Annotated in this window: 11 protein-coding genes and 1 pseudogene; 2 read left to right on the forward strand and 10 right to left on the reverse strand. The window is 37.3% G+C overall.

Translation table 11 applies throughout. The annotated features are described in order from the left end of the window. Nucleotides 1-19: 19 nt before the first annotated feature. From AC2YJL_RS18170 to AC2YJL_RS18185, 4 genes are all read right to left on the reverse strand, one after another. The gene (locus tag AC2YJL_RS18170; protein ID WP_487374879.1) at nt 20-1,558 is read right to left on the reverse strand and encodes an FMN-binding glutamate synthase family protein; all 1,539 of its coding nucleotides are present in this window, start codon (nt 1,556-1,558) and stop codon (nt 20-22) included. An 85-nt stretch (nt 1,559-1,643) separates the two neighbouring features. After that, entirely contained in the window at nt 1,644-3,365 is a 1,722-nt protein-coding gene (locus AC2YJL_RS18175) for a pyruvate oxidase (RefSeq protein WP_487374840.1), read from the reverse strand. A gap of 100 nt (nt 3,366-3,465) precedes the next feature. Beyond that, nucleotides 3,466-4,233 carry a tyrosine-protein phosphatase gene (locus tag AC2YJL_RS18180; protein WP_487374841.1) on the reverse strand — a complete coding sequence of 256 codons (768 nt, stop codon included), beginning with the start codon at nt 4,231-4,233 and terminating at the stop codon, nt 3,466-3,468. A 279-nt stretch (nt 4,234-4,512) separates the two neighbouring features. Beyond that, entirely contained in the window at nt 4,513-5,265 is a 753-nt protein-coding gene (locus AC2YJL_RS18185) for a CpsB/CapC family capsule biosynthesis tyrosine phosphatase (RefSeq protein WP_098332213.1), read from the reverse strand. Nucleotides 5,266-5,610: 345 nt separating this feature from the next. Here AC2YJL_RS18185 and AC2YJL_RS18190 point away from each other — a divergent pair, with 345 nt between their 5' ends. After that, nucleotides 5,611-6,339 (forward strand): DUF6270 domain-containing protein, encoded by a 729-nt coding sequence (locus tag AC2YJL_RS18190; protein ID WP_487374842.1) that lies wholly within the window; start codon nt 5,611-5,613, stop codon nt 6,337-6,339. A 27-nt stretch (nt 6,340-6,366) separates the two neighbouring features. Here AC2YJL_RS18190 and AC2YJL_RS18195 read toward each other — a convergent pair whose 3' ends face one another. Beyond that, nucleotides 6,367-7,128 (reverse strand): SGNH/GDSL hydrolase family protein, encoded by a 762-nt coding sequence (locus AC2YJL_RS18195; RefSeq protein WP_253352399.1) that lies wholly within the window; start codon nt 7,126-7,128, stop codon nt 6,367-6,369. Nucleotides 7,129-7,323: 195 nt separating this feature from the next. Between AC2YJL_RS18195 and tagU the strand changes: the two genes are divergently transcribed. Next, a complete protein-coding gene (gene tagU / locus AC2YJL_RS18200) occupies nt 7,324-8,286 on the forward strand; it encodes a polyisoprenyl-teichoic acid--peptidoglycan teichoic acid transferase TagU (protein ID WP_098332210.1) in 963 nt (320 codons plus the stop codon). 35 nt (nt 8,287-8,321) lie between these two features. Here the strand turns inward: tagU and AC2YJL_RS18205 are convergent, their stop codons facing one another. The 5 genes and pseudogenes from AC2YJL_RS18205 to AC2YJL_RS18225 all read right to left on the reverse strand — a co-directional run bounded on the left by AC2YJL_RS18205 (nt 8,322) and on the right by AC2YJL_RS18225 (nt 12,910). Continuing rightward, entirely contained in the window at nt 8,322-8,720 is a 399-nt protein-coding gene (locus AC2YJL_RS18205) for a triple tyrosine motif-containing protein (protein ID WP_098332209.1), read from the reverse strand. Nucleotides 8,721-8,784: 64 nt separating this feature from the next. Further along, nucleotides 8,785-9,735, reverse strand: a pseudogene (gene tagH / locus AC2YJL_RS18210) (teichoic acids export ABC transporter ATP-binding subunit TagH); the annotation flags it as partial. Nucleotides 9,736-9,752: 17 nt separating this feature from the next. Next, on the reverse strand, nt 9,753-10,556 hold the full coding sequence (locus AC2YJL_RS18215; protein WP_064471427.1) for an ABC transporter permease: 804 nt from the start codon (nt 10,554-10,556) through the stop codon (nt 9,753-9,755). Then, nucleotides 10,553-11,830 (reverse strand): nucleotide sugar dehydrogenase, encoded by a 1,278-nt coding sequence (locus AC2YJL_RS18220; protein WP_057241645.1) that lies wholly within the window; start codon nt 11,828-11,830, stop codon nt 10,553-10,555. Before AC2YJL_RS18220 ends, AC2YJL_RS18215 begins: the two co-directional genes overlap by 4 nt. 81 nt (nt 11,831-11,911) lie before the next feature. Further along, entirely contained in the window at nt 11,912-12,910 is a 999-nt protein-coding gene (locus tag AC2YJL_RS18225) for a glycosyltransferase family 4 protein (protein ID WP_487374843.1), read from the reverse strand. Nucleotides 12,911-12,920: the final 10 nt, after the last annotated feature.

Genomic DNA, 12,920 nt, shown 5'->3' on the forward strand with positions numbered 1-12,920 from the left:
GCTGCCGATTGGCAGCTTTTTATACATACATCTTTTTTTTTACAGAAATATCAGCTAACTGTCCGCTGCTGTTTTTGAACACCACGTGTTTCTTTGAAAACTTCGTTGGCGAATCAATACCGGCTGCTGCGGCTAAATTAAACAACCCTTCACGTAATGACAGCACGTAGTTGCACACGCGGTATGACTTTTCTTCAATAATAAGCGCTTTTTGCAGCTTTGGATCCGTTGTCGCTACTCCTACCGGACAACGGTTATTGTGACAAACCTGCGCTTGAATACAGCCAACAGAAAACATAAAGCCTCTTGCAATATTTACGCAGTCGGCACCCAGTGATAAAGCCGTCGCAATTTTATCTGCCGTTAACAGCTTGCCCGATGCAAAGAGCTTTACTTCATCACGAACGCCATACTTTTTAAGCAGTTCATCCACAAAAGGAAGTCCTGAAAACAGAGGTACGCCCGCTCCGTCCGCTAATTCCTGAAACGATGCGCCTGTTCCGCCTTCTGCTCCGTCGATCGTAATAAAATCAGGACCGCTTCCCGTCTCTTTCATATACGCCGCCATTTCTTCAAGATCATTTGTGTTTCCGACAACCATTTTAATGCCTACCGGCTTGCCGCCTACGTCTCGAAGTTTTTCAATAAACTGAAACATTTCAGGATACGACGCGAACTCTTTAAAGCGGTTTGGGCTGTCTACCGATTCTCCTGGCTTTAAGTTGCGGATTTCAGCGATTTCTTCCGTTACTTTTGAACCGTCTACGTGACCGCCTCGCGTTTTAGCTCCTTGGGCCAGCTTAATTTCAAACGCTTTAATTTGCTTCATTTCACTTTTCTTTTTAAATTCTTCCCATGAAAATTCGCCTTCTTTTGTCCGAACGCCAAAAAGCCCTGGACCAATTTGAAAAATGATATCCACGTTTCCTTTTAAATGATAGGGTGACAGTCCGCCTTCTCCCGTGTTCATCCACGTGCCGCCTGCTCGTCCTAAACCTAGTGACAAAGCCGTAATCGCGTGGTCACCAAGCGCTCCAAAGCTCATACCTGATTGACCGATTAATCCTTTTACAACAAACGGCTTTTTGCATGAAGGACCTATAACGACCGCCTCTTCATCCCGCAAATAAAACGGATCCGCTTCTTTTTCTTCTCGGTGCTCTCTTCGGCTGAATAAGTTATCGGCGTCCATTTTATATACTTTCGTTTTAATTTTTTGCGTATTATCCGCTTTCATTTCGTCGCGCTGCTTTGGAAATACCGCATTACGAATGTAGTAGCCCGGTTCGTTAAAATCACGCTCTGAGCCAAATCCCATCATTCGGTTGAGGTATTTACCCGACTTAACGGTTTGCTCGTATTGATTTCTAGAAAACGGCTTGCCTTCGTTATTATTTAAAAATAAATACTGACGCAGTTCAGGCCCCATTTTCTCAAAAATATAGCGCATTTTCCCGAGCAGCGGATAGTTTCTCAAAACCGAATGCTCTTCTTGTTTTTCATCTTTCGTCCAAAGAATAATAGCCATAATAACAGGCACTATAATCACAAGCATCATGACCGCACCAAAAACAAGTAAAATGATTTCAAACACTCCCATGATATCCCTCCTAAAAAGACTCTCCTATACGGAGAGTCACTGATTAAAGCATTCTGCTTAGTCCTTTTCGAAGCGGCGGCATTTCGAGCTCATGTTCTTTGAAGAACTTTTTCATAATATGCTTCGAATAATTGGCTGCTTGTCCGAATGAAATTTTGCCTGGAAGCGGCGGTTCATCTGCGACAACGACATCAATCACTACAGGAACATTCGCAAGCGCTGCTTGTTCAAACGCTGTTTCGAGCTCCTCGTGTTTTTCAACGCGGTAGCCAATTCCTCCGCACGATTCAGCGAACTTCGCAAAGTTCATTTCACCAAGCTGCGTTTGGTAATCCAAGTGACCTTGAATGGCTTGTTCATATTTAATCATCCCGATTTCACTGTTATTAAGGACGACTACAACAATTGGCAGCTTGTACTTCACAGCCGTCACAAAGTCTTGCATGACCATCGTAAAGCCTCCGTCACCGCACACGGCTACCGATTGTTTTTCAGGATGAGCAAGCTTTCCTGCAATCGCAGCCGGAAGTCCGCAGCCCATTGTTGCCAGCCAGCTTGAAATCACAAATTTTTGATTCGTCATACGGAAATGTCTTGCCATCCATACCGTCACGTTCCCAACATCAACAGATACAATCGCATCATCATCAACGATTTTTTGCAGCTTAGGAATGACTTGCTGCGGCTTGATTGGCGTACTCACTTCGTTTTCTTCTTTTTCTACGTGTTTCCACCAGTTTTCCATATTAACTTGACACTCTTCTAAGAAACGGCGGTTTTCTTGGTAATCTAAATTATGCGCAAGCTGTGACAGCGTCGTTTTAGAGTCTCCGACTAATCCGATAGATACAGGATAGCGTCTGCCGATTTGTGTGGCGTCAGAATCCAGCTGTATTGCTTCGACTCCATCTGGTAAAAACTCACGATATGGAAACGAAGTTCCAATCATAATCAGCAAATCGGTTTCTTCCATCGCTTCATACGCCGGCTTTGTCCCAATTTGACCGAGCTGACCTAGATTATAAGGGTGATGATCAGGCAGTATTCCTTTACCCGGAAGCGTAAAGATAATCGGCGCCGCTATTTTCTCTGCAAACTGCGCTAATTCAAGCTTGGCGTGCTTGGCACCTGTTCCTGCTAAAATAACCGGTTTTTTTGCATATTTAATCGCTAGAAGCGCTTTAGCTACATCTTCTGGATCACTGTGAGAAATGGTTTTTGATACATTCGCAACTGGCGTTTTTTCATCAATTTTAATCGTTGAAGACGGAATATCATCTGGAATAACTAAGACCGCGACGCCTTTTTTCGCATAAGCCGTTCGAATCGCTTGCTGAAGCAGATGCGGAAACGATTCCGGCGAATCTACTCGGTGATTAAACACCGACACATCGTCAAAAACACGTTCTAAGTTCACTTCTTGAAACGATTCATTACCAAGCTTCGCGCGAGGCACCTGTCCAGCTAGCACTAGCACCGGTGCACCGTCTGCTTTGGCATCATATAAGCCGTTTAATAAGTGAATTGCACCCGGCCCTCCAATCGACAGACATACGCCGATTTTGCCTGTAATCTTAGCGTAAGAAGATGCCGCAAGTGCTCCTACTTCCTCATGACGGACTTGAATAAACTCAATTTCATCTTTTTCACTTCGCAGATTGTCCATAAAATGATTGATTGAATCTCCCGGCATACCGAAAATGTGATCAATATTCCATTCTTTTAATACCGACATAGCTGCTTTTCCAGCTGTAGTTTTTATCATATTCAGCCTTCCTTTCTTTAACTTTGTTTCTATTCCATACCACAATGAAAGAAAGACAAAACAAGGAACTTTCCCATTTTTATGGAAAAGTCCCTTGTTTTCAGCTAAATAATTTAAATAAACTAAATTTTTTCATCGGCTCAGGGTCTAATTGATGCACCGGACGACCGTCGATAATCGCTTCTGCATTTTCGATAAAAAAATAAAGTTCTGACGCACCGTACATATCGGAAATATAATCATACGCTTTTGAAAGTGAATAGTCGTGGTAATTGCGAGCATGAACGCCAGAGGCAATCACGTGGGCTAAGCGGTACTTAATAAACGTACACGCCGCTTTTCTTTCTTTTTTTCCGTTTAAACCAAGAATACTAGCGGCGCTTAGCTGAATGAGCACACCTTTTTTAACAAGCTCATACAAACGCTCGGGGTGATCGCGGAAAATCGGATGACATTCTGGTGAACGAAGAATCGGCACAACGCCTTTTGTAAGAAGATTAGACAGTATCTTTTCAAAATAAGGTGAGACATCATAGTCAGGCAGTGAAAGAAACAAATATTTATCGGTGTGATTAAGCGTAAGAAGCTGATTTCGCTCATAGTTTCGCAGAAGTTGAGGTGATAAAGGGACAAGCTGACCTGGTAATACTTGAAGAGGAATACATGAATTCGTGAGCCATTCATTAGCTGCGTTCACATAGAGAAATAAATGGTGTTTCATAAACTCTTGATCGCTATCATAAAGCGGCGTCGCCACGACGGACTGAACGCCTTGGTCCGCTAAGGAGCGTGCCATCTTCAAAAAGCCGTCTACTTCCTCAGGTCCGCTATCGATATTGGGCAATATGTACGTATGAATATCAATCACTTTATTTCCCTCCCTGCGCTTTGTATAGCTCTATTCTACGACGATTTCTAGTGTGAAACTATGTATTCTTCTCGACATTTACCACCATGAACCCCGGAAAACCGCGTACTTTCCTGTCATCTACTTAACTAACAATATTTTACTATTACTCTTTGTGAAAACGCAAACAAAATTTGTAAAATAACTCCAAATAATGATGAGAAAAGAAGGGACTGGAATAGGTCTTTGTATGCAAATACCCTGATTAAACAGAAGTTAATCAGGGTACAAAGGGAAAATTTAAAAGATTCCTAGGAATTTTGTTTTTTTGATGCGTTCAGGCTCTTGTTTATAAACAGCCTTCCCGCTCGCAATAGCCTCTGCATTTTCCATAAAATGATAAAGCTTGCTGTTGCCGTATTTTTTGGACACGGCAGAATAAGCTTTTTGCAGACCGTACTGCTGGTAATTTTCACGATTCACGCCTGATGCAATAACGTGTGCTAATCCGTGATCAATGAACTGATAAGCTGCTTTTTTAGCTTTACTGCCGTTGCCTCCAAGCACACTTTGTGCAGACAGCTGAACGACTGCTCCATTTTTTACGAGCTTGTACAAATGCGGAGGATTCTCCACAAATAATGAATGGCACTCAGGCTCATTTAAAACCGGTACAATACCTTTTAGCTGAAGCTCGTAAGCAATATTTTCTAACACTTCAATTTCCACGTCTTGTGGAATGTGTAAAAACATATATTTTTCATTTTCATTTATTGTCATCGTGTAATACTCTTCATTTGATACAATCATATTGGTAGAGGCAATTACTTTTTGACCTGGTAAAACGCTTAACGAAATAGAAGATTTTCTTAACCATTCATTTGCAAGATCAACACTTTCTCTACAGCTGGAATCTTTTCCGTCATAAAGAGGTGCTGCTACGACTTCTGTTACTCCTTGTTTCACTAATACATTTGCCATTTCTAAAAATTCTTCTACACTTTTGGGACCACTGTTCACATTTGGCAAGATATTGGTATATATATCTATCATTTTTTTCTCCTCTTTCTATGCCTCAGATCATGGATAGTATTCCATGAGTTATATTATAGCACACTACTTTTTTTCTTTCTTCCAATATAAGTATAAATCTTCCTTTATGCTTTGTTTAAGTAGCGATAGACCTTTGTTTTGTACTGAAATGTCTCAGGTAATTTTTTGTTCTCGATTAAGGGAGTAAATAACAATGATTTTCCACGCTTTCATTCTAGTAAAAAGGAAATAGAGGAATGAAAATATACCTATTTTACATTGACATCTTTATCCTTATTCGTATATATTTTTTATATGTGTTTAAAAATAGGACAGATTTACACTGAATAGGAGCTGTTAATTGATTTGAATAAAAAGATAGATATTCTAGGAAGCTGTGTTTCTAGAGATCCGTTTGCTATGTTTGATCATGAATATGAAATAAATAGTTATTTTGCTAGAACCAATATTATATCTCTAGCATCAAATTCCATGAACATATCCATACATCGCATTTCTCTAGAGTCAAACTTTCAAAAAAGATGTGTGTATAACGATTTAAATAAATTGTTTTTTAAAAACGTAAGAGAAACCGAAGCACAAGTCTTAATCATCGACTTGCTATCTGAACGTTTAAGAATTATGAAACGCGGAGAAAGTTATTTTACTTATTCTGACGAATTTACTAGATCAAATTTAGTAACAGACTTAAAAGGAAAACAATTTGCAGATAAAACAGATGAACTGTGGAAAAGCTCAGCTGACAGATTTATCGAAGAAATTAACAACAGTAGCATCGAACAAGTTATTATACATAAAGCTCTATGGCAAGAAAAATATGTGGATAAAGACGGCATCATTCAATCTTTTGATAATATTGAAGAAATTCATTCTAATAATGAAAAGCTTGAATACATGTATTCTTATTTAGCTGATAACATTCATAATGCTTGTTATTTAGAAATTAAAGGTGAAGTGTTGGCTGATGAAAATCATAAGTGGGGTTTATCTCCTAGACATTATGAATCTTCCTATTACCAAAAGTTTCTTCATGAACTAAATAACCTTACTCAAAAAGACAAGATCTTTTCATAAAAGATCTTGTTTTTTCATTACTTGTATTTAATTATTGGTAAAGTAATGGATTAAAAAGCCTGCCCATACTTGTTCACCTTTTTCATTAGGCTGACCTGGTACATCGGTTAAGTATTCTGTAATTTCCTTTGAATTGTAATCCGGCCAAGATTTCCAATGGTTAATAAATTCGTACCCGTTTTCTTTTGAAAAATCCTCTAGAGCTTTTACATCATTGGGGTAATTTTTTGCCTGATAAACTGGTGCTGAAGGCTGAAAAATCGTTACTAAGTTTTTGTTTCCAGCTTCAATGTGCTTCATAACAACATCTAAATTCTCAAGCGTGTTGTCGATTCCTACTACTCCATTATCATTTAATAAAAATGGTTCAAAGAGCAAGATATCAGGCTTTGCTTTTGTAATATCTTCATACTTTTTTGATTTCACAAATTGTAATGTATTCATTTGTTTGTATTCATACAACTCTACATTTATTAAATCCGTCCCATATGTATCTTCTACTTTATCTTTCAATAAAGTTCCCCACGTCTTGACGTCTTTCTCAGGAGCGGACCCGACAATTACAAGTTTTACGGGATTTCCTGTTTTCTTTGCATTCTCTAATTTTTTTACAATTGATTCCGGCAGATTCTTAGTCTCGGTTTGTAGATCCTTTTTTGTTTCTGCTGCGCTTACTCTCGTAGGCTTTGTTTCGAACTGTTTGTCCAATTGATGATTCCAATACATCTTTCCTGCTACCAAAGATGAGATAAAGATGAGAATAGCAAATACGTTAATTAAAATTTTCATAAAATGTCTCCCTTACTATATCTTTCTTTTTTTCTTTTATTATAATATAATTTTAAAGTACATGAAGATTTTTGATTAAATTTGTCATTTTTTTAATCATTTTGACGTGTTTCTTAATGAAAAAGATAAGAATAATGGCTTACATAGAAGACATTTATTTTATCAATATACAAAGAAAAGAAAGAGAGGCCCCACATGGAAGAACAAGTACAATCTTCAAATGCGCGCAGACGCAAACGAAAAAAACCGAAAAAGAAACGCGCGTTTAAAATTATTCTTGGTATTATTTTAGTATTAATTCTAGGTGTAGCAGGCTATGCATATAGCATATGGCATTCCGTTGAAAAGACATTTACACAAACTCACGAACCGTTAAAACGTGATGTATCTGAAAAACGTTCAAGCAAAGTGAGCCTGGCAAATGGAGATCCTATTTCTATTTTACTATTAGGAGTAGATCAGCGTGCGGGTGACCGAGGACGTTCAGATTCTACTATTTTAATGACGGTAAACCCAAAGACACAGTCTATGAAAATGGTGAGTATTCCACGTGATACGCGAACTGAAATTGTAGGAAAAGGAACACAAGATAAAATCAACCATGCTTATGCTTTTGGAGGCGTAGACATGTCCGTAAACACGGTAGAAAAATTCTTAGACGTTCCTGTAGACTACTACGTTCAAGTGAATATGGAAAGCTTTAAAGACATTGTAGACGCTGTTGGCGGCGTAACTGTAAACAATAACCTTGCATTTAATTACGACGGCTACAGCTTCCAAAAAGGGCCTTTAAAATTAGATGGTAAAGAAGCATTGGCTTTCACACGTATGCGTAAACAAGATCCTCGTGGTGACTTCGGACGTCAGCAGCGTCAGCGTCAAGTGATTGAAGGCGTTATTGACGAAGGAGCTAGCGTTCAGTCTTTAACAAACTACGGTACGATTTTAGATGCGATTGGTCAAAATGTAAAAACAAACCTTACGTTTGATGATATGAAACAGATTCAATCAAACTATAAAGACGCACGTAAAAATTCAGAGCAGCTTCAAATAGATGGAAAAGGCGAAAAAATTAATGGTATCTACTATTATGCCGTGTCTGATGACACTCGCAATCAGCTGTCTACTGAATTAAAAGAAAGTTTAAATCTAAAATAAATAAAAAAGTGTAGCAAAAGCTACACTTTTTTTATTTACTTATCTTTTTTATCTTTATCATCTACTACTACATTAACAGAATTCGTACTTTTAACTACTTTTTTATCGTCAGAGCCTTTTGCAAATACACGTACCTTGTAACGACCAGACTCTTTTAAAGGATACTTCAAAGAACTGTCTTTAGAGTAGGAAATCTTTTTAAATAACTTATTATCTTTATGAATATAATAAGCATATTTTACATCAGTTCCCTTAGCTTTTGTTGTTACCTCTAAACGTTTATTACCGAAGTTTTTAAGTGAAACCGCTGTAAGCTCTGTTTTAACTTCTGATTGTTCTGATGCTTTCTTAGGAGATGAAGCTTCTTCTTTATTGCTGCAACCTGCAAATAATAACATACCCGCTACAACAGGAATAAATAACTTTGCTTTCATTTTTAGTCACCTCGTATTTTTTAGTGAAACTTACACACTTCCCTGTTTTATAACGCTTTTATAAAAACATAAAAACAGCTAGTAAAACAGAAAGGGTACATAATAAACTTAGCTGAATCCTTAATTGAATTCTTCTCTTCTTATGCATTTTTTGATTCTGATGTCTTTGAAAACGCTGATCAGCAGTCGTCAAAATAGGTTCTCTATGTTCTTTCACATGAAAAATTGCAGCTTGCTGCTGATTTAGCATTTTCGTTTTGTATAACTTTTTATCTTCATCACTCAGCTTATTAAACCATTCTATAAATTTCTTATAGCTGGCAAGCACAGCTCTTGTACGGCCAAATTTTCGTAATTGACCAAAATGCATCCAAATTACTTTATCACAAATATTTCTAATTTGAGATACGGAATGACTAATGAAAAAAATAGTTTTTCCATCTTCTTTAAATTCATTAATTTTTGTTAAACATTTATCATAAAATGTTTGATCTCCAACGGACAAGGCCTCATCAACTACTAAAATATCAGGGTTTGTATGAACGGATATTGCAAAGCCCAGTCTGGATTTCATTCCACTAGAATAATTTTTAACAGGCTGATTAATAAATTTACCTATATCCGCAAATTCAATAATTTTCGGGGTAATCTGCTTGATTTCTTCTTTGGTTAAGCCGTGCATCAAGCATTTTAATTCTATATTTTCATAGCCGCTTAAATTATTGTTGAGACCTGCAGATATGGCAATTAATGAAGTTTCACCATTAATCGTTAATTCTCCAGAAGTAGGAGGAACCACTTGAGATAGGATATTAGAAAGGGTTGATTTTCCTGAACCATTTACCCCAACAATTCCAATTACTTCTCCCTCATAGACAGAAAATGAAACATCTCTTAATGCATAAAAGCTTTCATTCTGCTTCTTTGGAAAAAACACTTCTCGTATTTTATCAGATCGCTTTTGATAAAGTACGTACTTTTTACTTACATTTTCAAATTGAACCTTTAGCTTCATAAATTTAAGCTCCTAGATTACAAGTAATCGATAAACTTTTTCCTGAATTTTATATGTAGAACGGATCCTACTAACAGTATTAATAATGTAACAACCCAAAAATACAGTGTATATATCCAATCATCATAGAACCAAGCATATCCTAGAAAACTATTACGAAACCCTTCTATTAAATAATAGATAGGATTTAGCTTCAACACAGTTTGGAATACGTGTGGAAGTCTAGATTGATCCCAGAGGATAGGTAATAAATACACCATCATTCTCATAATGGCTTGTAAGGCTTGTTGAAAATCTCTTACAATTGTTGAAATTGTAGAACCTAACAACGTAACGGCAAACAAGAAAACAAATAATGACACCAAATAATAAGGCAGTTGCAAGATATGTAGTCCAGGATTAATTCCATATACTATAAAAATAAACGCTAATACAACTAACATGACAATTAATTGAAAAGAGTTACTAATGATAGTTACTGTAGGTAAAATACTTACCGGGAACTTCATTTTGGATACGAGACTTACTCTTGCATATACACTGTTAGAACCTTGAAGAATTGATGGACTAATAAAAAACCAAGGAATTAGCCCTACCATTAACCATGCAAAAAATGGTACACCGTGAACAGGTGCTCCTCCTCGAATGCCAATTCCAAACACCAACCAATATAGAAGAACCTGTATAACAGGAGTTAAAAACTGCCATACAGCTCCTAAATAATGCAATTGGTATTTGCCTTTCATATCGTAACGAGCTAGCCTTAAAATCAAATGAAAATTCGAGGATTGTTCTTTCAAAATCCTCCCTACAAGATTCATGCCATTACTTCTTCCTTCTTAAGGAATGCATGTAGGTTGCCATAGTTAATGTAGCTGAAATCGTCAGAACGGTTAGCTACTACGTTTTTCGTATCGAAAATACGTTTTGTTGTCATACCTTCTAATTCGCTCCAGTTTAATTCTTTGAATTCATTATGATCTGTTAACACAAGAACTAGGTCAGAGTTGCGTACAGCTTCCTTGATATCTTGTTCAACCCAATCTTGTTCCACGTGAGGATCAAATGCGCGAATTTCGTATTTGCCTTCTGCTTTTAATAAATCATAGATTTCCATTGCTGGACTTTCACGGATATCGTCTACGTTTCCTTTATACGTTAAACCGAATACTGTCACAACCCGGCCGTCTACTTTTTCCATTAGAGCATTTGTGTTGTCTACTACGTATTGAGGCATAGACGTGTTAATTGTTCTTGCTAGATTAATAAGCTGAGCTGTTTTAGGCGCTTTCGCAACGATGAAATACGGGTCTACAGCCAAGCAGTGTCCGCCTACACCCGGTCCTGGTGTATGAAGGTTTACACGCGGATGCTTATTAGCCATTTGAACAACTTCTAATGCATCGATTTCTAATTCATTACATACTTTTGTTAATTCGTTTGCTAACGCGATGTTTACGTCACGGAATGTGTTTTCCATTAGTTTTGACATTTCTGCTGTTTTTGCATCTGTTTTAATGATTTCACCTTGTACAAATGTGCTGTATACCATTGCACCAGCTTCTGTACAGTTTGGCGTAAGTCCTCCAACAATACGGTTGTTGTGAATTAGTTCGTGAAGAATTTGTCCTGGAAGTACACGTTCTGGACAATGTACTAAGAACACGTCTTTTCCAACTTCAAAGCCAGCTGCTTCTACTAACGGTTTTACATGGTCATCCATGCTGCGCGGTGCGATTGTAGATTCTACGATTAATACGTTTCCTTTTTCTAAGTAAGGAATGACGTTACTTACAGCGCTTAATACATATGATAGATCACAAGATTTGTGTTGGTCATCATGGTTTGGTGTTGGTACAGCTACGATGAATGCATCTGCTTTTTCCGGCTGTAATGCTGCGCGGAATGTACCTTTTTCAATTACTTCATTCAACGCTTCCTGTAAACCAGGCTCTTCTAAATGGATTTTTCCATTATTCAATGATTCAATTACGCGTTGACTTACGTCGACACCTACAACGTCCACATCATGTTTTGCAAACATAATAGATGTTGGTAACCCAATATATCCTAATCCTACTGTACAAAGTTTCATTTTATATCCTCCCGATTGCTACTGAAAATTTCTTATATAAACATTAATACTATCTATTCTATAGTACTTGAATGTATATAACTAGTTAATTGGAGCTGTAATTAATTGTTGCCATTCTTTTGTTGCTCTTTCCACTCCAAAGTAATGTGTAACATACTCTTTTAAGCGCTGGGGCTTATACTGCGGCTCTGATGACGAATTAATAGTAATCACTTTGTTCACTATTTCCTCAACTGATGAAAGTAAAAATTCTTTTGGATAAATGGTGTCGCTGCCATCCCACTTCAAGATAAGCGGATAAGCACCTGAGGCCATTCCTTCGCTTGGTGATAAGTGAAAACTTTCGAAATCACTTGTTGAAAGGACAAATCCGATTTTAGAAAGCCATTCATCAATGTCTGATCCGAATCCATCAAATATAACAGATTCTTTCCAAGGAGCTGTCTCAATACGCTGGAATAATTCTTCATAGTAATTTTTTTCTTCTTCTCTCCCCCAAAGCCACGTATACTCCTGAGGAAGCTTACCTTTTACATACAATTTATAACGAGAATCCTGTTCCCATAGTTTTTCAAAAGCATCTATTGCTAAGTCTAACCTTTTCATTTTTGGACAAATACCGATAATGCCAAGGTTAAACTGTGCATTTTTCATTTTAGGTTTATTTAGACGCTCGGTATCTACTAAGTTATAAATCATTTTCATTTTCTCACGCGGAAAACGGAAAACGCGATAAAACTCTTCATACACATACGGTGAAATAGCAATGATATGATCAATGTTATCCAGTTCAAATTGAAATGGATATTCTGTTTCAATTTCTTGTCGATGCATTCGAACGATTAAGCGCTGATGCGGTTTCTTATGCTTTGAGTACCAGACTGCATTTCCTAATCCCCATTCACATACAATAACATCTGCCCACTCTAAGCATTCATAGCTTGCGTCTTCATTGTGTAAATTATGGCCTGTCCATTCATCTGTTCGAAGCTCATAGATACCTTGATTCTTTAAACTGTTCATAATAATTTGAGCAAATTTCAAGTCATGACCTGCAAATAATATCTTTGTTTTTTTCATTTTTAAAACC

This window comes from Priestia sp. SRI_019, assembly GCF_057586255.1.